We start from the raw sequence: 19999 nt of genomic DNA, 5'->3' as shown, positions 1-19999 counted from the left end.
ACTTGCCCATTAATCATGGGCAAAACCTATGGGAGTTTCTGTTCGTGACTAACAGTATTTTCCAGGATAGTGATATCAGAAAACAAAAATATTTATTTGCAATTGCGGAATAATGACCTTACTCCAATGATTGGCGAAAAGCCAGAGCTGCTTTGGTGTCAGGTATTTGCAGGGCGAGAGCCTCAATAAGCTGTTGGGGCGATAGATGAGGAGACTGTTTTAGAGTTTGTTCCGTTAAGAAATCGGCCATGGGCCCAACATGAACTGCCAGTTCCGTTTTACACCGGTTAATAAAGATTCGATTAACACTAGCAAGGGTTGCTTTAGTGGATAGATCCGGTGGCTCTACTGCAGGTGTGTTGGGCTGGGCTGTCTGCTTGGGTGGGGGAGGCGGTGGTGTTTGAGTGGGAAGGGTTGGTTTGGCAGTAGAGGGCTTCTGAGAGGGGGATGGGGATGTTTTGGGTCGAATTCGCTGCCAAGCCATGAAATAGGTAGGGAATTCAATGAGTAAATACTGTCGTCCATGCTCCCGGGCATCCTTACAGAAGTCTAACGCGGTTTGCAGTAAGGATTTTGTAAATGCAGGGCCAGGCTTAAACCATTTGCCCTGGATCTGCAATGCTGACGATTGATCGTTGAGCAGTCCTCGCGCTTCAAGGTCTGTCGATTGAATAATGGACATGCGATTCCCCCAATAAATGCCGACCTCATATCCATGTCCCATATTGGGATAGCCTGGGTTGGTGCAAGATCTCCTATGGATAAGGCGGTTAACTCAGTTTACCCAGAGGGAGATGACAGTTTTCCACATCCTTGCATGATGCAATCCTTTTCAACACCCAGGTAAAATTGGCAAGCAGGATCTATCTACTCACTATTGATGGAGTTCGTGACCATACATTCTTGCTTTTTAAGATATCCACTATTTCAGGGTTAGTCCCATGAGCTTTAGTCATGAGTTTGAGTTACTCCTCAGAGCCCGATATCCATTAATTTATATCCCTACGCAGGAGGAAGAACGCGTTGAATCGGTGATTGCGGATTCGGCCCAACGTCAGGGAAATCGAGCGGTCTATACTTGGGACTTTGTGGATGGCTATCAAGGGAATCCCACGGATGCAGGATTTGGTCAGCGCAATCCGTTGCAGGCCCTAGAACTGATTGAGCAGTTACCCCCGTCCGCCCCTGCGATTTTTATCCTTCGAGATTTCAATCGGTTTCTGGAAGATGTGGCGATTGCTCGGAAGCTTCGCAATTTATCTCGACTGTTGAAGTCGCAGCCCAAGAATATTGTTCTGCTGGCCAGTGAGGTGGCGATTCCTCGTGATTTAGGTGAAGTGGTCCATGTGATTGATTTCCCCCTGCCTGATGTAGGAGAGATTCGGTCTGAGGTTGAACGTTTACTGACTGCCACCTCTCATCCCCTGACGGGTAAGGATTTGGATGATTTGGCCCGTTCCTGTCAAGGGTTAACGATGGATCGAATTCGGCGGGTATTGTCCCGTGCGATCGCAACCCACGGCCAGCTCAGTGCAGATGATGTTGAGCTGATTCTAGAGGAAAAACGACAAACCATTCGCCAGACTCAGATTCTGGATTTTTATCCTGCCCAGGAAAATATTTCTGATATTGGTGGCCTTGATAATCTCAAGGATTGGCTGTTCCGACGAGGCGGATCATTCTCTGAGAAAGCTCGACAATACGGTTTACCCCATCCTCGCGGCCTCTTGTTAGTGGGAATTCAAGGGACGGGTAAATCCCTGACGGCAAAGGCGATTGCTCATCATTGGCATCTGCCCCTGTTGCGCCTAGATGTGGGACGTCTATTTGCCGGACTAGTGGGGGAGTCAGAGTCCCGAACCCGGCAAATGATTCAGCTTTCTGAGGCTTTAGCCCCTTGCATTCTCTGGATTGATGAAATTGATAAAGCCTTTGCGGGCATCGATGGTCGGGGAGACTCAGGGACGACCAGCCGGGTGTTTGGTACCTTTATTACCTGGCTGGCGGAGAAAACCTCTCCGGTCTTTGTGGTGGCGACGGCCAATAATATCCAGTCTTTACCCCCAGAGATGCTGCGAAAAGGGCGGTTTGATGAGATCTTTTTTGTGGGCTTGCCGACGAAGGAAGAACGGGAAGCGATCTTTTCGGTGCATTTATCCCGGTTACGTCCCCACAACCTCAACCAATATGATTTGCAGCGATTAGCTTACGAAACACCAGATTTCTCTGGAGCTGAGCTGGAACAGAGCATTATTGAAGCGATGCATTTGGGATTTAGCCAGAACCGAGACTTTACGACGGACGATATCTTAGAAGCCGCCAGCCAAATCATTCCTTTAGCTCGTACTGCTCAAGAACAGGTAGAATTTCTGCAAGATTGGGCAGCATCGGGGAAAGCACGATTAGCGTCCAAGCATAGTACACTAAGCTTGCGCATTCAGCGGCAACTTCAACAGCCGGATTAATATGACTGTGCTGAACATGATTTTTATTTGAATAACCCTTACTTGTTCTCTACCCTTAGAATTTGACTAACTTTGTCATCTTGATGCCTGTATGAAACCGTCTCAGATCGCTCAAATCGTCATTGGTGTCATCTTGGGTTTAGCAATTGTTGGGGGAGCAGTGGGCGGTGCTGGCTATTTGTACCTAAACCGATTTTCTCAAATCCCCCAAAAACCTAAGTTTCCGAACGACGCTAAACCCGCAGTGCCTGCTAAACCCAAGCCCTATCCGGCAGTCGTTATTTACCCTGACGGTTTATTCCTCAGAAAAGAAAGATCCTCGGATGCGGATGTCATTAAAGTCCTAGAATACGAAGAGCCCGTCACTGTGATTGAAGCATCACCGGACCAAAAATGGCAGAAGATTAAAGCTGACCTGGAAGGCGAGGATGTGGAAGGTTGGGTGTCCATGGGCAATACCGAACGGGTTCAAGAAGATGTAGCTGCGGAAACTCCCCCGGAAGCCGAGCCTGAACCTGCCTTTTAAGAACAATTGGTTTTATGTCTGATTTTGCGATCGCAACCCCGTCCGCCGCTACGTCACCCCAAGTGCCCATTCACACCGTTGGTATTTTGGGCGGTGGCCAACTAGCTTGGATGTTGAATCAAGCTGCCCCATCCTTAGACCTCAACCTCGTTTTTCAAACGCCGAACCCTTCTGACTCAGCCCTACAAAGTGTAGTCGATCTAGACCAGCAGGCCATTCTCGCTCCTATTACGGATGTCGCGGCTACAGCTCACCTCGCTCAACACTGCCAAATCATTACCTTCGAAAATGAGTTTGTTGATTTAGATGCCTTAGGGAAATTGGCAGCTCAAGGCGTTTGCTTTCGCCCTAGCTTAGCCAGCCTAGCTCCCTTACTCGATAAGTATGAGCAACGCACCTTTTTCGCTTCCCTTGGGATAGCCGTCCCCCAGTTTGCACCTCTGACATCTGGCTCACTGCCCCCATCTTTTGAGTTCCCTGTCGTCATCAAGGCTCGACGCAATGGCTATGATGGTCAGGGTACTTTTGTTTGTCATACCTCGGCAGACCTCGCCCAATGTTGGCAACAAGCCCAGCAAGATCCGTCTGTGTTGATGGTGGAAGCTTATGTTCCCTTTCAGCGGGAATTGGCGGTCATGGCAGCTCGCTCTACGACGGGAGAGATTTCCCAGTTCCCAGTGGTGGAAACCCATCAGCAAGATCAGGTTTGCCATTGGGCTATTGCTCCAGTTCAGTTGTCATCCACGACCCAGGCGCAGATTGATCACATCACATCCCAGATATTAGAGCATCTTAATATGGTGGGAATTGTGGGGATTGAGTTATTCCAAACCGCTGACGACCAAGTGTGGGTCAATGAAATTGCCCCCCGCACCCATAACTCTGGCCATCTCACCATCGATGCCTGTGCAACCTCCCAATTTGAACAGCATTTACGGGCGATTAGTGGTCAGCCTTTAGGCCCAACTCACCTCACGACCTCCGCTGCCGTCATGGTAAACCTGCTGGGATTTGAAACCAGCCACAATGATTATTTACAAAAACGACAGGCTATTGCTGCCCTCCCCCAGACGTCCGTCCATTGGTATGGCAAGACAGAAAATCGGCCTGGGCGGAAGTTAGGGCATGCAACAATGTTATTATCCTCTGGTGATCCGGCTATAGCCGTAGATATGGCCCATAAAATTGAAACCCTTTGGTATACGGGCTGAGGGATAGAGAACGTTATGAGCAGTAAGGCTGCCCGCACCTATATTCTGTTATCGATTGCTGCTTCTTTGGTAACAATGGGGCTCAAATTTGGTGCCTATCAGCTCACCTCTTCCGTTGGCTTATTCTCGGATATGGCTGAGTCTAGTGTGAACTTAATTGCCGCATTAGCAGCATTTTGGGCGCTCACAGTTGCTGCCCAGCCTCCCGATAAAGAACATACATTTGGTCATTCTAAAGCCGAATATTTTTCCAGCGGTTTAGAGGGACTCCTGATTTTGGTAGCCGCGATTACCATTGCGATTACTGCTATTCCCCGAATACTGGATCCTCAACCCATCGCAGAGTTAGAACTAGGCTTAGGCTTATCCATCCTTTCATCCCTCGTCAATGCTGGTGTGGCTTGGGTTTTACTACGAGCTGGGAAACGGCTACGCTCTATCACCCTCCGAGCTGATGCCCATCACCTATTAACCGATGTTTGGACGTCGGTGGGGGTGGTGGCCGGTTTGGTGATTGTTAAGCTGACGGGGTGGCTGATTCTCGATCCCATCATGGCCTTATTGGTTGCCATTAATATTGTTTGGGTATCCATCAAACTCATTCGGGAAACTATGTCTGGGCTGATGGACAGTGCATTGCCTGAATCCGACCAAGCCGTTATTCGCGCAACCTTAACGGCCTACCAAGCCCAGGGGATTCAGTTTCACGCTCTCCGTACCCGTGTAGCTGGGGCTCGTAATTTTGTCTCCTTTCATGTTCTGGTGCCCGGAAATTGGTCTGTCCAAAAAGGCCATGAATTATGCGATGTGTTGGAACAAGCGATTATGACGGCTTTACCCGGCACCCATGTAATGACACATTTAGAGCCCATTGAGGATCCTGTGTCCTGGGAAGATGCTGTACTCGATCGGTCTCACCATCCCTAAATAATTAACTACAAGGCTGGTTGGTCCATTCTTCTGGCCCTCGTCCGGGCCAACAGATTTGCTGTCGCCCCATCCACACTAGCTGCCATTTTTCCTCGTTATCTATCATGCCCTGGGGTTCAAATTCAAAGCGGTATCGGATGCCTTGCACCGAATCATCTGCCAAACCGACATTAGACAGCATCACTACGGCAGACTGACCTTGCTGAATGGAAACGGAGGTCTGTTTTTGGGAGTTCCCTGCTGTTTCTGGTAAATCGACAAGGGATAGGGCAATGGACTTAGGAGCCGTGCCCGTTAAAGAGGTATCACTGGGTAAGGTGCTGAGGCGAATGGGCGTATAGCGGTTGCGATCCCTCTCCCACATCTCAGGTCGGGCAACCTTAGGCCAAGGCTCAGAGTGAGGACCAAAGCGATCACACCAAGCCCGTTTAGCCGGACTCCAAACCTCACGGGTCAAGCAATTATAGGGAGGTCTAGCTAGGAGAGAAGGGACCGAATGAGGGGTGAAAATGGGCGGTTTATTGGCCATTAAACTCATACCTAAACTGAGCCCTGCCATCATCAAAATTGTTTGACCGATCATCCTTCCCTCTGGTTGATATTCCCTAAATGCTGCTCCTATTAATGTATAAAGACTCTGTTCAAAATTTAAAAGTTTCAAGGGGCTGGACGATCGTCCAACCCCTTGAAACTAAAGTACTATCTGCCGAAATGGTTAGTCTCTACTATTGATTGCAATTAAGAATCTGAGAATAAAGATAAACAGATTGACGTAGGTCATATACATCGATAAAGCAGCCGATAAATATTGCTCATCTTCATAGGTTCTAGGCAGAACGAAGAAGTCAACAACAGCTGCCCCAACAAATAACAGGACGCCAAAACCGGAAATTCCAATTTCCATCCAGCTGGGGGTAATAATGCCAAACCACATCAATATGGCTTGGGCAATTACCACAACTAGTAAAGCACCTAGCCCGAGTTGAAATGTTTTAGTAAGGGCAAATCCATCTTCATCGGATAAATTACCGCCGATAGGACGAGCGGCAATAAAAGTAATGCCACAACTCAACGCTGCAATAGCTAGCCCTGTTTCACCCACTCCAGGGGTTTTCAGAGCGAGTTCCATTAGAAGTGATAGGGTATAGCCGCTGACTAGGCTAAAGGTCGCAAGCAAAGGCAGGGCAACATCATTTTTGCCCTTAGTTGCAGCGATTTGGGAACTAATAAACAGCACGATGAACAGAATCGAGGCAGGTAGATATGTGGCATTGTAAGTTTGAAGGCCAGAATTAGAAATAACTTTTAAACCACCCCATGCTCCGACAGCAGTTAAAACTAATCCTGCGCCTAGGAAAGGTAGGGCGTTTTGAATAACATTGGGGCCAACGAGGGCGTTTTGTTTGGCCTCTTGAATGGCGTTACGAAAATTACTTGTATTACTCACGGACTTCCTCTTTTAAACAAACTCTGTTATTGGTCTGCTACCTCTTATTTTGCCTTATCTCCCTAAAAAGTAGGAGGCAGCAAGGTTAGGGTTATCCGTAACCCTTAAAGGCAAGGAGTTATTTATACAGGGTGAACTCTGCAGGCTTTTTGGGTATGCTGCAAGGGGATGAACGCCTAGACCTATAGCGCTACATAATAGTCTAGGTAATGTATATATACGGAGTTATTTCTCCGGTAAAGCGTTACTGCTCCGTGTTAATACTGATATCTCCCGAATTATTACCGAATGTAAATGGACTGTCCGGGAATCTACTTACGTAATAACGCGTAGGCTTCTTCCATTTATTTTTATAAAGTCCCGTATATTAACGATGGTTTTTCAAGTTCAGTATCTCGATAATGATTTCCAGGTACAGGACATCAGGACGATTAAACTATGGCTTATCAAACTTCCTTACAGTCCCAGACAATGGAGATGCTGGTTGCTTATCGCCAGAAACCTTCTGTTCAGCTCCGAAACCGCTTGGTCCGCTTGAATATGGGATTAGTCCGCAAGGTAGCTCACCGCCTCGCTCACCAATGTGCAGAGCCCTACGAAGATTTAGAGCAATGTGGTTTCCTAGGATTAATTACTGCCATCGAGCGATTTGATCCCACCCAAGGTTATGCATTCAGCTCCTTTGCTGTTCCTTATATCAGAGGCGAAATTCTTCACTTCTTACGGGATCGTGCCAATACTGTTCGCATCCCTCGTCGATGGCAGCAGCTGAGCCGCGATGGTGCAAAAGTTCGCCAGGCATTGACGATGGAACTCGGACGTCATCCCAGCGATCAAGAAATTGCCGACGAACTCGATCTGTCAATGCAGGAATGGCGAGCGGTTAAGTTAGCCGCCTCTAATCGCGTCCCTCTCAGCTTGAATGCTCGTGTCTCTTCCGGCCATCATCAACAGTCCGATTCCATGATGACCCTAGGGGATACTCTGATGGATGCTCGGTGCCAAATTATGCAAACCAACCAAGAAGATCGGTTGGAACTTCAGCAAGCACTAGATCAGCTAGAAGATCGCACCCGAGAAATGATCGAGTCAGTGTTTGTCCATCAACTCTCTCGACAAGAAGTGGCTCAGCGTATTGGCGTTAGCCCCGTTACGGTTACTCGCCGAATTAAGAAAGGAATTGATGAGTTAGTCGGTCTTTTGCAAAAGTCTGCTGCAATGCAAATGGAAGTCTAGTTACGTATGTAAGTTTTAGACCTAACGGGTCTTTGAGATCAACCAGGGTTTATTCCATCTCAGGATAGATGTGCACTGAGAGGATGAGTCGCGAGTTGCAGCCAGTGATCATACGCTAATCGTCTGTTTCATACTCCTAAATAAGATTCCGGCTATTGATAGCAGACGTATTCATGATATTCACTACCGCAGGTGCCCATGGACCTCGGGTTCTCGCTGACATATCTACTGTGATCACTCCTATCTTTTACAATCAATCTCCACAATGGTTTAGGGGAGATGAATTCAGCAACATTTGCCAGCTTCTGTGATCATTTTGAATAAGAACGATACTCTTTTAATATGGGACCTCAGAGTTTCACTTTGATCGGCTGATAATGTGCAACGTTCGCCCAATAAGACGATCTAAATTTAGCCAGAGGTGTTTAAAGATCGCGGTATGAATTGAATCCCCCTTCAACGGTAGTCCTGCTGATGCGGATGATGCGATCGCAAATTGGTATAGATGTGTTCGAACATCAGACTCTGTTGCTGCTTCTGAAATACGAGTAGGGGGTCGTCACTGATATAGGAACGCTTTGTGCACCCACTTCAGCATTTTTAGTGATAGGAGTTTTTAGATCAATCACCAGGGTCTGTGCTCTGGAATAGCTGAGAATTGAAAGGACCGACGATTGGCCCAGAATAAGACACCCATTGGTTTAATGAAGGGATTGTGCCAACGCTAAATGTTGAGGCTAAGCAATGAACAGCTCGTTCATTGCTGCACGACAACTGGCACTTGTTGAAGGGTTTGAAGATAAGCGAATGTGATTTATATCACTTTTTAGGTCTGGCAGAATAATCAAGCATCCTGTAATGTGAGAACTGATTTTGTAAGGGAATGTTAATCTACTGTAATCCTTTCCCATAAGTCTTTTCACGCTTTTTATTCATTTCTATAGGGCAAATTAAATAGAAATTTAATGGCTATTTGTAGTCATGGAGAATAAATCGGTTTATACTCGTATACAGATGGGCTATCGATCCCCCCGTATAGCTCAGTTAAGTCCTCGAAACGGCAACTTGTCTCGAAAGAGCAAGACGCAAATTAGCGAGTCTACCCCTTTACAGGCATGATGGTCGTTAATACCGAAGGGACTTTATTTTTATGGTGGGTACTTTTCCCTACAATTTAGTACGCCCCATAGCCAAACAACACTATTCTTGCCGTTTCCACCAATATCTCAAGGTCCAGGTTTAGGGACCAGTTATCGATGTAATACAGGTCTAGGCGGGCCGCCTCATTGAAGTTGCCAACTTTTGAGCGACCTGAAATCTGCCATAGTCCCGTCATGCCGGGGACAACATGGTGGCGAATATGATGCCAGGAGTCGAACCGTTCTACATCTCTAATGGGCAATGGACGAGGCCCCACAAGGCTCATTTGTCCTAACAGGACGTTGATGAGTTGCGGTAGCTCATCTAGACTAGTGCGACGTAAGAATTTGCCCAGCTGAGTCAGGCGTGGGTCATCTTTGACCTTGAAGAGAATGCCATCTTTATTTTGATTTTGGGATTCTAGCTTGGCTTGTAAGGCCTCCGCATTGACCACCATTGTCCGAAACTTCCACATTTGGAATATCTGCCCCCCCAGCCCTACCCGCTCTTGGCAAAAGAAAACTGGCCCAGGAGAGGTGAGTTTTGTGGAAAGGGCAATGCCTACAAATACGGGAACTAGCAATATGAGGAGTCCTAGGGCAGCACCCATATCGATGAGACGCTTGACTTGATAATCGAGTCCACCTAATAGCGGTGCTTCCGTGCGTAACGTGGGAATATGGGCAAACATTTCAGGAATACCCCGCCGATGGAGCATTTCCACGCTAGATGGCAGCAGGCGGAGAGTAATGCCTTCTCGCCTGAGTTGCCAATACAGCATGGAAGCTAAATCGGTTTGGGGCAGACCTTCTGCAAGCACTTCGACGGCAGAGGTCTTGCAGATCAACTGCATCATGCTACTGGCATTGGCGGTAGCAGAGAGGGCAGCGCCGACGATTCGATATTGTGACTGCTGCTGGATCACTTGGGCAAGGATGGGTAAGCGGTCGGCAGGTGCAATGATAAAGACAGGAATTTTACTGCGGTGGAATAGGCCGATTTGTTCTAAGACAAGGGTAGTAATGAGTCGTAAACCAATCACCATCACCACACTGCTGAACCAAGCAGTAAAAAACAGTGATCGTGGGGCATCCAGCTTGGGGTCATAAAAATAGCTGATCACCAATGACCATAGATAGGTCAAACTGACTAACTGGCCTGCCCGAACATAGTGTTTCCAGGCTCCCGAGGTGTTGTAAAGTCCTCCACAGGCAAGAACGATGACCATCATGCTGGAAAACGCCCAAAATAGACTGGGAAGTCCTAGCCAAGACCACCCAATGAGTTGGGGGGGGATGGGAGCGTAAAACTGATTAAACTTAGCGGCAATTTCCCAAGCAATACCTAGTGCTACGAAATCACTCACTAAAAGAGCGCTAATTCTTGGCCAGCGCCCCATCAAGCCTTTGGCAAATCTGAGTTTTTGAGGGGCTCGAATATCGCCAGTGGAGGGTTCTATAGAGTGAGGTAATTTAACCACAACACTTGAATGGGACAACGCCATAACTTATAGACTTCAACCTAGCAGCTAAATGCTGCCCACATATACCTTGTCTGGCCATACTTCAGAAATATTGCTGTAACCATTCCCCTGGGGTGATCGTTCCCTTCTGTAGGCGGTAATTCAACATACTCCAGTGATGGTGCGTTGAAATGGGTGATTGGGCTGAGGTACTAACTGAGGGAAAGAAAAGTTGCCGAATATCAAAATATTATGTAGTATATGTACTACAATACTTCCTGCGATCAGTCACATGATGGTCTGGGAAATGTTGCTATTAATCTTTTATATCTCCGAATGGGGGTGCAACCATGTCTTACCAACCACTTAAGTTGTCAGCACCAAAGTCTGTTCTGTCCTGGGCCAATCATGATCTGGGACCTGCAGAAACCAAAATGGCGAAGAATGTTGCTTCCCTGCCGTTTGTCTATAAGCATGTAGCCTTGATGCCGGATGTACATCTCGGTAAAGGGGCTCTCGTGGGATCTGTGGTTGCCACAAAGGATGCGGTCATTCCTGCGGCTGTAGGGGTGGATATTGGCTGTGGCATGGGAGCAGTGCAAACCTCTTTCAACGCCAATCAACTGGATAGCAAAGTCCTCAAGCAAATCCGGCTGGATATTGAGGCAACGATTCCAGTTGGTTTCAATCAAAATGATGAGGCAGATAAGTCGGTCTACAATTGGCAGCGTTGGCAGGACTTTAAGCATCTCCATTCCGGGGTACAGCACCTGGAGAAAAAAGCCCTACGGCAAATGGGCTCCTTGGGAGGGGGTAACCATTTCATTGAAGTCTGTGTGGATACGGACGATCAGGTGTGGCTGATGCTGCATTCGGGATCTCGCAATATTGGCAATATGCTGGCCCAAAACCATATCAGAACGGCGAAGGAGCTAGCCAAACTGGCTGAGATGAAATTGCCGGATCTGGATTTGGCCTACTTTGTAGCTGGTACCTCTGAGTTTGCTGCCTATTGGCGTGATTTGCAGTGGGCTCAAGACTATGCCCGCTATAACCGTGAGGTGATGATGGCTCGCTTTAAGCGAATTGTGGAGAAGCATTTGGCTGGGGGCAAGCCTACCAAGCCGGTGTTATCCGTCAACTGCCATCACAATTATGCGGAGCAAGAAATGCACTATGGAGAGCAGGTGTATGTCACTCGTAAAGGGGCCGTTCGCGCTCGTCAAGAAGACTATGGGATTATCCCTGGTTCCATGGGAGCGAAGTCCTACATCGTCAAAGGTAAAGGGAATCTGGAAAGCTATTGCTCTTGTAGTCACGGTGCTGGTCGCACCATGTCTCGGACGAAGGCGAAAAAGCACTTTACCCTGGATGATTTGATTGAGCAGACTCAAGGGGTGGAGTGCCGCAAGGACAAGGGGATTCTGGATGAAATTCCAGGAGCCTACAAGCCGATTGAAGAGGTGATGGCAAATCAGGCTGACTTGGTAGAGGTGGTTGCAACCTTGAAGCAAGTGGTCTGTGTAAAAGGGTAGTGGGGGATTGGGGGGGATGTCCCACCCACTGCCTTCGCCCGCTATGATGGAGGCTATTATGGCCATTGTCTCCTCTAAGCAATCTCCACAACCCGATGAGCCGAAAAAGCCATCTCAGGCGAAGTCTGCCAAACGGTCTAAGCCTGAGCAGACGGATGCTTTATTGCAGCCTGAAGCGGTAAACGAAGAATCTGTGGGCAAGCAGGATGATAAGCTGCGGCCCCAAAAATTTGATGAATATATTGGTCAGCGGGAACTGAAAGAGGTTCTGGATATTGCCATCCAGGCCACTAAGTCGCGACAAGAAGCCCTGGACCATCTATTGCTCTATGGGCCGCCGGGACTTGGGAAAACAACGATTTCGCTGATCTTGGCGTCTGAGTTAGGGGTGAATTGTAAAGTCACGAGTGCACCTGCCCTAGAACGGCCCCGTGACATTGTCGGTTTGCTGGTCAACCTGCAGCCCCGTGATATTTTGTTTATCGATGAAATCCATCGGCTGTCGAGGATGACGGAAGAGCTGCTCTACCCAGCCATGGAAGATTTTCGGCTAGATATCACGATTGGCAAGGGCCAGTCAGCACGAATTCGCAGTTTGCCCTTAAAGCCTTTTACTTTAGTCGGGGCCACCACTCGGGTGGGGGCGCTGACGTCACCCCTGCGAGACCGATTTGGCTTTGTTCAACGGTTGCGCTTTTATGAAGCCGATGAGCTGGAGAAAATCGTGTTGCGGACGGCGGATATTCTCAAGGTCTCCATTACCCCAGATGCGGCAGCAGAAGTCGCTCGACGATCCAGAGGCACGCCTCGTATTGCTAACCGCTTACTGAAACGGGTGCGAGATTATGCGGAGGTGAAGTATTCGGGGGACATTACCCCAACTATTGCCAAGGAAGCGTTAGAGCTGTTTAATGTCGATCCTTGCGGATTGGACTGGACAGATCGCCGCTTACTAACGGTGATGATTGAGCAATATAACGGTGGCCCAGTGGGGGTAGATACTCTAGCTGCGGCGACGGGGGAAGATTCCCAGACGATTGAAGAGGTTTATGAGCCGTATCTGATGCAGATCGGCTATCTGAACCGGACGCCTAGAGGCCGAGTGGCAACGCCTGCGGCATGGACCCATCTGGGTTATCAACCGCCCGATGAACAAATGCGGTTAATCTCCTGAGTCAGCCTGTTGGGGCTTGTAGTGAATGTGCTACAGCAGTGATGTCTGTGATCAAGTCCACTTGTGAGAGTGATATCTCTCATATTTTGTGGTGAGGGAAACTCCTATGATTTCAGATGTATCTGCATAACCTCATTCAGGTTGACCTAATAAATAGACATGGGGGCAGACAGGCTTTTTCCTGATTTTCATCAATGCTGTTGCTTCTTAATTACTGGCTTTTTACACTACGGAAGGATGATTAACGCATGCGTCGATTTACGCTGCCCCTTGCATTAGTCTTGGCTTTATCGGCAATGCCCAGTCGGGCTCAGTTAAAACTACAACTTGCGTTTCCACCGTTTCCACCACCGACGGAAGCAGAATGTGCCCAGGACTGGACTGGGATGCAGGCAGATCTGGAAAAGGCTTTAGCCAAAACCCCCAAGCATGAAATTGCGGGGGGATATCACGCTCTGGGGCAGGCATTCGAAAACTGTCAAAAATTTGATGAAGCGATTGCCGCTTTTGAACGGGGGAAGACCTTGCAAAGCTGGCATGCCCAGTACCAGTTCGATATTGCTAGAGTCCGAGTTAGACAGCAAAAACTCACCCAAGCCCTCAATATTTACCGTCAATATCATCAATCTAAATCTAAGACGCTCTCTGCTAAAGAAATTGATGGGCTTGCCTACAATGAGTTAGGTGAAAATTTGGTTGTGGTAGGGGAACTGGAACGTGCGATCGCAACCTTCGATTACGCGACCCGACTCACGCCCAAGAATGCTGCAATTTGGAACAACTTGGGCCAAACTCAAGTGAAAGCCAAAAAATTTGAACTGGCCTTGAAGTCTTTTCGCCAGGCAGTTCTATTAAAAAAATCAACATCATTGACTCCTAGGCAAATCAACGCTCGGGCTTATTTTCGTGTGGGTAAGTTCTTAACTACGACTAAGCAGTTAAAACGAGGAGTACCGTTTCTGGAAAATGCCATTGCCCTTGATTTGCAATACACAGATGCCTATTTAGTCTTGGGACAAAACTATTCATTGCAGAGACGTTGGGATGAAGCGATTGCCAACTATTCTCAGCAGCTGAAACTCTCCCCTAAAAGCCAGGCTACCCATGCTCTAATCGGTGATGCCCTGATTCGAAAGGAAGATTTCGAGGGAGCTTTTTCTCAATATCGGCAATTTTTAGGTTCAAACTCTTCTTCTCAACAGAATGATGCCAAGTTAGATGCAGATGCTTACAAGTGGTTAGCGACAGCTCTTAAAAAACTGAATCGGTTAGAACCTGCGGTTGATGCATATCAAAAGCTTGCGGCTCTACAACCCAAAGATGCCCGTACATTGAATGAATTGGGGGTGGTGCTCGCCGAATTAGAGCGTTGGGATGAGGCCATTGCCGTTCTAAATCGGGCACAAGATCTTTACAATGCGAATCCAAGCACTTTCGGGGCAGAGGCCCTCGCAGTCAATCTTGGCAGTGCATTGGCCGGAAATGGCCAAGTAGAGGCAGCTTTGAAAGTTCTCCGTCAAGCTGGCCCTACAGATAGTCCTTTTATGGCGATTACTCTCAGTAATGTTCTGCTCCAATCGGGCCAAAAGCAAGAAGCTCGTCAGATTCTGCAAACAACTTTAAAAAAGGACTTGTTCCCACTGGATATGATGGGTCTTGATACTACTCCAGAAGCGAGGGTGGAAACTTTAATGGGGCAGATTTACTTTGACCTGAAACAATATGACTTGGCATTACAGCATTATCGGCAGGCGGTTCAGCTCGATCCCGATTTTGCGGTAGGTCACTTTGCTGTGGGGAATATTCTACGTCGGCAAGGCAAACCTGATCAGGCGATTCCGGCTTATGAAAAAGCGCTGAAACTGCAGCCCCGTAACTTATTTTTTACTCACCAATTCTTCAGCGGGCGGGGGTTAGCGTTCTTGGCACAAGGCAAGGTGGATGCAGCTATTGCCGATTTTGAACGGGCAACTCAACTCAATGCCAACAACGTTGAGGCATTGCATGGCTTAGGAAAAGCGTTGCTTCAGCAAAATAAACCATCGGCAGCGATTCCCCATTTGGAAACGGCCTATGACTTGAAGCCTCGCTATCCCCAAGTTGCTGAGGATTTGCAGCTCGCCAAGGGACAAACTTCCACAGAGTCTGATCTTACCCAGATAGAACAATAAACTCAATATTGTGAATCTCAATGGCCTATGGCAACCAAGGCTGTGGTCTGAAACCATGAGGAGGAAAAAATTTCAGGTGGTATACGACTGTTATTCAGACCCGTTTACCTTACTTACCGAAGACATATGCACAACGATCCAGACCGTTGACAAATAGTAGACCTCTTGCATCATTGGTTCCGTGACATAGATAGGGACCGAAATATACAGGAAGCATTGGCTCATGAATTGAGTCTCTAGCATATCGTGAACTGAATCTTACAAGAGGTCTATGCTCCCTAGGAGCCGTTAGGTAGATGGTGAAGAAGTTCCCCTTTGAGGATGTAGTTAAGAGCCGAAGGTAATTTCACTGCATGCCTGTTGAACATCTGTGGCAATGGCTACGAGAGGATGTAGCTTATCATGCTTGTGATAAAAAAAAGAAACACTTGATCACTCAAGTTGAACTGGGGCGTAAGCAAAGGATCGGGGATGCATGGCTCAAAGAAAAACGGGTCAAGGACAATAGATCCTGTACCCGAACCAAAAAACTATCATGACCCTACCATCGCAATTGCTAACCGTGCTAGCCCATGACGAATTTCTAGAACAAACTGAAGCACTCAAAGTATCAACCAGCCTGAGTCAGATGGTTTATATCGTTCTGCAAATGGGCTTGTTTCTAGCTCGCTGTCTTCTGGAGGATGAACTCTCAAGGCGCGCGAAAGCAGTATTTGTATGGCCTGTATGTACTACCTGCGGAACCCGCTTACATTCGAAGGGATGGGAATCTCGTCAGATGCAGACACTGGTAGGCACTATCTCTTGAAAGCGACGGGTGGGCCGTTGTCCCAAAGGATGTCCAGGCAGTCTGTTGACTCCCCTGGATCAAGCCATTGGGATTGCCCCCTATCAGCACAGCAGCGAAGAACTGGTGCGTCTGGGCTGCTTGTTGAGTCTGTTCATGCCCTATGAACTGGCCAGTTGGATGCTGGGTCAGTGGAGTGGTCTATCCGTGAGTCCATCCAGTTTGTGGAACTGGGTGCAATCCGTGGGTAACAAAGCTCAGCAGGAATTAGAAGCTCAACTCAACGCTCAATCATCAGGGACTCAGGCCCCTTGTGAAGCGATTTCAGAGATGTTATCTGCTCTACCTTTGGCCATTGCCGCCGATGGTGTGATGGTCCCCTTTCGCCCCACCCCGAACTCACCCAAGGGAAAAATCCAGTGGCGAGAAGTCAAAGTCGCCATCTTAGCTCGCCTGGGAACACGGGTTACCCGAGCTAAAAAGGAGGTCCCCCAATTACTGCGTCGAAGACTGGTGGCAGTATTGGGCGATATCGACCAGTTCATCCCTTTACTTCAACTCGAAGCTCACAAACAAGACTTTGAATCTGCTCCAAAAGTCATCTGGCTCAGTGATGGGGGACGAGGCTTCTGGCGAGTCTATCGCACCTTGTTCTCTCATTGTGCTGTGGCAGTCCTCGACTTTTTTCATTCAGCAGGCCATCTGGCACGAGCAACTAAAGCGATGTTTGGAGATGCCCGCTCTGCTCAAGCCCAAGCCTGGTTCCGGCACTGGCGACACCAATTGCGACACGGGCAACACCTACTTGTATTACGGTCCTTGACGATATTGATTCACTCACAACTGTTAACGGGAAAGTCTTTTTCAACGTTGCTCCAGGTGCAGGCTTATTTCCAACGCCATCATAACCACATCCGTTATCGGCACTTTGAACAGCAACAGATTCCTCTCGGGTCAGGAATGGTTGAAAGTGCATGCAAGTGGTTGATTCAGCAGCGCTTTAAGGGAGTTGGCATGCGCTGGAGTGAGGATGGTTTCAACCATTTACTGATCTTGAGAATTGCCTGGGTCAATGAACGGTTTGACTCCTTATTCCCAGAGGTGACCATTCCGAAAACTAAGGCATCCCCGATCCGCTAAATACGCCCGTTGAACTGTTTGTGACGCAACTCCATCATTAACCCATTGCAGTATCGGACCATTTATGGGTCACAACTCAGCTTCAATTAGAGAAGGAAAAATACGTTAGTGTCTTGATTTATTCGCCATGAGCTGGAATAGCTGAAATGCTCTGATAATAGAGAATTCGGAGCACTCCTTGATGAACATTTCCCAACGTGAGCAGCAGATTATCCGTATCCAGTCTCAAAGTTCATATGCCTCTATTAACAAAGCTTTAGAAGCAACCCTGCGCCTTGAGGCTAACCGAGTTACCCAGATAGCAGTAGAGTCAGCACTAGACGAAGAAGTCCAAGCTTATCTATCAGAGCTTCAAGGGACTCGCCCTCGACGTTCAGGCTATTATCAGCGGGTTCTTGATACCCAGTACGGCAGGATTGCTCAACTATCTGTCCCGAAACTACGGAAAGGGAATGCAGACCGAGAGTGGAAGATTCTAGAGCGTTACCAACGAGCCCTCGGTAGCCTTCTAGAGTTTTGCCTGGGCTTGTATGTCATGGGTTTATCGCTTCGAGACTTGCAAGAAGCTCTCTATGAGATCCTGGGAGCAGTTTTATCCGTGAATGCCATTAACCGGATTACTCTCAAAGCTCAGAAGCAAATGCTCCAAAGTCGTCAAACTCGTCTTGAGAAAACCCCTTTTATTCTGATTGTTGATGGAGTGTGGGCGAGTGTTCAATGCGCCTCCGAAGACTTTTGGGAAGACCAAGCTGGACATATCCGGAAGCTACGTCGTGCGGAAGACCGAGTCATCTTAGTGGCCATGGCGATATGGCCAGATGGGACACAAACCGTTCTTCATTACGAAATGGCTGTCCAAGAATCTGAGGCAGCCTGGCTACTGTTCTTTGAGCACCTGCGGCACCGAGGATTGCAAACCCATTTGGTGAAGCTGATTGTCAGTGATGGCACCACTGGACTACCTAAGGTAATTCGCGCTCTGTTTCCCCTCGCACAACATCAACGATGCATTACCCACAAGGTTCGAGCGATGCTCCGGCATTTGGGCTATGAGCAATTGCCACACCTGGATGCTCAAGGACAAGAACTCTCCCACTCTGAAGCAAAGAAGCTGCGATATTCACAAATTAAACACGATGCCTATGCTATCTATAAAGCGCCAGACTGGGAAGAAGCGATTGTGACGTTGCTCGTGTTTGCACAGAAATGGACAGACCTTGAACCCGATGCTGTTAGAACCTTCATCAAAGATTTTGCCCTGACCTTGAGTTTCTATGATTTTGATGAATCCCTTCATTCGCTGATTCGTACTTCCAATGCGCTAGAAAGGCTGTTCCGGAAATTCCGAACCAAGGCTGACGAAATTGGTGCTTTCCCAAATGAGGAGAGCTGTTTAGCGATTTTCTTTCTCGTCTCTCGTAGGGATCATGCCAAGCATGATCGCCTCAAAAACCGTGGCGAATAAATAGGGACACTAACAAAAATACGGGTCTCAAACTAGACGAAGTTTATATACCTATTTCCCAGAGAACTTTTACCTCACCCCTAATGTCATTCACCATCTCTCTACAAAGTTCCGAGTAACCTAAATCAGCTTTCTTTACTTTTGCTAAAAGCCAGGCTAACTTGGTAGTCTGAGACTCGATACTCATATCATATGCGGGGATTGCTAAATTATTTTCAAGCAATAACTTTCCTGGCTCATTCACTTGGAAATTACTGTTTCCATTTGGAGCTTGAGTAGTAATCACGATTGGAATTTTCTCTCTCTTTAAATACTTAAATGCTTCAAGGTGTTTAGTACATGGATCTCCAGCACCGAATGCTCTTAGAATGATTCCTCTAATATTGTGCTTTTCAACAAGAATTGAAAATATTTCGGAGCGCATTCCAGGAAACTCTGTTAATGATGCAATACGCATATCAAAATCAATCTCACAGTGTAAATCTTTAGCTTTTTTTGCTTCAGGATAAAGACCAGAACGTAGATAGCTTACATGTTTCTTGAGATTGTTCTCGTTGATGTCAATAATTCTGCCAATTTGACCTATATTTCCGATTTTAAATGACTTGAAAGCATCATAACCAAATTCTGTGTCTTTTTTAAGTCTTGTACCAGCAATAATATGACTACCAAAGACTGCTACCACGCCTTTAATGGGTTGTCCATCTTGCCTCCAAATAGCTACTCGCAAAGCATTCTGCAGATTGGCTAAACCATCTGTACCAGGTAATCCTGCTGGCACTTGGGAACCGGTAAGAATGATTGGCTTGCTAGAGTTCGCTATGGCAAAGGAGAGAGCAGCAGCTGTATATCCTAGAGTATTTGTTCCATGAGTAATAATGAAGGACTCATATTCATCATATTTATCTCGTATTGTTTCGGCTAACTGAATCCAATGTTCGTGATTAATATCCGAACTATCAATATCACATAACTCAATGGTATCAATTTCAATTTTAAGACCATACTTTTTACTGAGATATGCAATTGTGTCTCCAAGGAGCATTGCAAACTGGTCAGCGCTTCTTATCATCTGTTCATCTTGCTGATCAGCAGCCAACTTACCTCCGATTGTTCCTCCAGTTGTGATTAGTAAAATTCTATGATCCATTTTTCCTTCTAAGGTATTATGTGGGGCTGATTTTCTGTAATAGAAAGGGTAACTCCAACAGAGGACATCGACTTCCTGGATGAATGCTAATAGTTATTTTTTTATCGATAGTTCTAGTATTTGATGGCGAATCGAGAGTTTATGGGAGAACAGTGATTTG

14 protein-coding genes, 1 pseudogene and 1 riboswitch are annotated in these 19999 nt (G+C 47.3%); of the genes and pseudogenes, 10 read left to right on the top strand and 5 right to left on the bottom strand.

Going from position 1 to position 19999, the window contains the following annotated elements:
• Positions 1-118: 118 nt before the first annotated feature.
• Positions 119-724: a hypothetical protein gene (locus I1H34_RS05060; RefSeq protein WP_249369819.1), complete on the bottom strand. Its 606-nt coding sequence runs from the start codon at positions 722-724 to the stop codon at positions 119-121.
• Positions 725-941: 217 nt separating this feature from the next.
• Between I1H34_RS05060 and I1H34_RS05055 the strand changes: the two genes are divergently transcribed.
• From I1H34_RS05055 to I1H34_RS05040, 4 genes are all read left to right on the top strand, one after another.
• Complete coding sequence (locus I1H34_RS05055; protein WP_212664633.1) at positions 942-2465, top strand: AAA family ATPase; 1524 nt, start codon at positions 942-944, stop codon at positions 2463-2465.
• Positions 2466-2556: 91 nt separating this feature from the next.
• The gene (locus tag I1H34_RS05050) at positions 2557-2991 is read left to right on the top strand and encodes an SH3 domain-containing protein (RefSeq protein WP_212664632.1); all 435 of its coding nucleotides are present in this window, start codon (positions 2557-2559) and stop codon (positions 2989-2991) included.
• Between the two features lie 14 nt (positions 2992-3005).
• Positions 3006-4202, top strand: coding sequence for a 5-(carboxyamino)imidazole ribonucleotide synthase (locus tag I1H34_RS05045; RefSeq protein ID WP_212664631.1), 1197 nt, complete (start codon positions 3006-3008; stop codon positions 4200-4202).
• Between the two features lie 15 nt (positions 4203-4217).
• Positions 4218-5129 carry a cation diffusion facilitator family transporter gene (locus I1H34_RS05040; protein WP_212664630.1) on the top strand — a complete coding sequence of 304 codons (912 nt, stop codon included), beginning with the start codon at positions 4218-4220 and terminating at the stop codon, positions 5127-5129.
• A gap of 4 nt (positions 5130-5133) precedes the next feature.
• Here the strand turns inward: I1H34_RS05040 and I1H34_RS05035 are convergent, their stop codons facing one another.
• Both I1H34_RS05035 and I1H34_RS05030 read right to left on the bottom strand, forming a co-directional pair.
• On the bottom strand, positions 5134-5715 hold the full coding sequence (locus I1H34_RS05035; protein WP_212664629.1) for a hypothetical protein: 582 nt from the start codon (positions 5713-5715) through the stop codon (positions 5134-5136).
• A gap of 132 nt (positions 5716-5847) precedes the next feature.
• On the bottom strand, positions 5848-6579 hold the full coding sequence (locus I1H34_RS05030; RefSeq protein ID WP_212664628.1) for a Bax inhibitor-1/YccA family protein: 732 nt from the start codon (positions 6577-6579) through the stop codon (positions 5848-5850).
• A 438-nt stretch (positions 6580-7017) separates the two neighbouring features.
• Between I1H34_RS05030 and I1H34_RS05025 the strand changes: the two genes are divergently transcribed.
• Positions 7018-7815: an RNA polymerase sigma factor SigF gene (locus tag I1H34_RS05025; protein ID WP_212664627.1), complete on the top strand. Its 798-nt coding sequence runs from the start codon at positions 7018-7020 to the stop codon at positions 7813-7815.
• Positions 7816-8864: 1049 nt separating this feature from the next.
• Positions 8865-8951: riboswitch (cyclic di-GMP riboswitch) on the top strand.
• 38 nt (positions 8952-8989) lie between these two features.
• Here I1H34_RS05025 and I1H34_RS05020 read toward each other — a convergent pair.
• Positions 8990-10435, bottom strand: a complete 1446-nt coding sequence (locus I1H34_RS05020) for a sugar transferase (RefSeq protein ID WP_249369817.1) — start codon at positions 10433-10435, stop codon at positions 8990-8992.
• A 332-nt stretch (positions 10436-10767) separates the two neighbouring features.
• On the opposite strand from I1H34_RS05020, the gene I1H34_RS05015 reads away from it, so the two are divergent.
• From I1H34_RS05015 to I1H34_RS04990, 5 genes and pseudogenes are all read left to right on the top strand, one after another.
• On the top strand, positions 10768-11952 hold the full coding sequence (locus I1H34_RS05015; protein WP_212664625.1) for an RtcB family protein: 1185 nt from the start codon (positions 10768-10770) through the stop codon (positions 11950-11952).
• A gap of 58 nt (positions 11953-12010) precedes the next feature.
• A complete protein-coding gene (gene ruvB, locus I1H34_RS05010) occupies positions 12011-13126 on the top strand; it encodes a Holliday junction branch migration DNA helicase RuvB (RefSeq protein ID WP_212666145.1) in 1116 nt (371 codons plus the stop codon).
• A gap of 248 nt (positions 13127-13374) precedes the next feature.
• Positions 13375-15297: a tetratricopeptide repeat protein gene (locus I1H34_RS05005; protein ID WP_212664624.1), complete on the top strand. Its 1923-nt coding sequence runs from the start codon at positions 13375-13377 to the stop codon at positions 15295-15297.
• 535 nt (positions 15298-15832) lie between these two features.
• Positions 15833-17224 (top strand): annotated as a pseudogene (locus I1H34_RS04995) (ISKra4 family transposase).
• 181 nt (positions 17225-17405) lie between these two features.
• Entirely contained in the window at positions 17406-18689 is a 1284-nt protein-coding gene (locus I1H34_RS04990; protein ID WP_212661567.1) for an IS256 family transposase, read from the top strand.
• Positions 18690-18732: 43 nt separating this feature from the next.
• Here I1H34_RS04990 and I1H34_RS04985 read toward each other — a convergent pair whose 3' ends face one another.
• Entirely contained in the window at positions 18733-19839 is a 1107-nt protein-coding gene (locus I1H34_RS04985; RefSeq protein ID WP_212664623.1) for an asparaginase, read from the bottom strand.
• Positions 19840-19999 lie beyond the last annotated feature (160 nt).

The organism is Acaryochloris marina S15 (assembly GCF_018336915.1).
In the GTDB taxonomy this organism is placed as follows: Bacteria; Cyanobacteriota; Cyanobacteriia; order Thermosynechococcales; family Thermosynechococcaceae; genus Acaryochloris; species Acaryochloris marina_A.
Note: the sequence above shows the minus strand (reverse complement) of the source record. Positions and strands in the feature narration are given on the sequence as shown.

Coding starts and splice junctions, on each gene's coding strand:
- I1H34_RS05040 (WP_212664630.1), top strand. CDS start 4,218: ATGAGCAGTAAGGCTGCCCGCACCTATATTCTGTTATCGATTGCTGCT.
- I1H34_RS05025 (WP_212664627.1), top strand. CDS start 7,018: ATGGCTTATCAAACTTCCTTACAGTCCCAGACAATGGAGATGCTGGTT.
- I1H34_RS05055 (WP_212664633.1), top strand. CDS start 942: ATGAGCTTTAGTCATGAGTTTGAGTTACTCCTCAGAGCCCGATATCCA.
- I1H34_RS04990 (WP_212661567.1), top strand. CDS start 17,406: ATGAACATTTCCCAACGTGAGCAGCAGATTATCCGTATCCAGTCTCAA.
- I1H34_RS05035 (WP_212664629.1), bottom strand. CDS start 5,715: ATGATCGGTCAAACAATTTTGATGATGGCAGGGCTCAGTTTAGGTATG.
- I1H34_RS05050 (WP_212664632.1), top strand. CDS start 2,557: ATGAAACCGTCTCAGATCGCTCAAATCGTCATTGGTGTCATCTTGGGT.
- I1H34_RS05060 (WP_249369819.1), bottom strand. CDS start 724: ATGGGACATGGATATGAGGTCGGCATTTATTGGGGGAATCGCATGTCC.
- ruvB (WP_212666145.1), top strand. CDS start 12,011: ATGGCCATTGTCTCCTCTAAGCAATCTCCACAACCCGATGAGCCGAAA.
- I1H34_RS05045 (WP_212664631.1), top strand. CDS start 3,006: ATGTCTGATTTTGCGATCGCAACCCCGTCCGCCGCTACGTCACCCCAA.
- I1H34_RS05015 (WP_212664625.1), top strand. CDS start 10,768: ATGTCTTACCAACCACTTAAGTTGTCAGCACCAAAGTCTGTTCTGTCC.
- I1H34_RS04985 (WP_212664623.1), bottom strand. CDS start 19,839: ATGGATCATAGAATTTTACTAATCACAACTGGAGGAACAATCGGAGGT.
- I1H34_RS05005 (WP_212664624.1), top strand. CDS start 13,375: ATGCGTCGATTTACGCTGCCCCTTGCATTAGTCTTGGCTTTATCGGCA.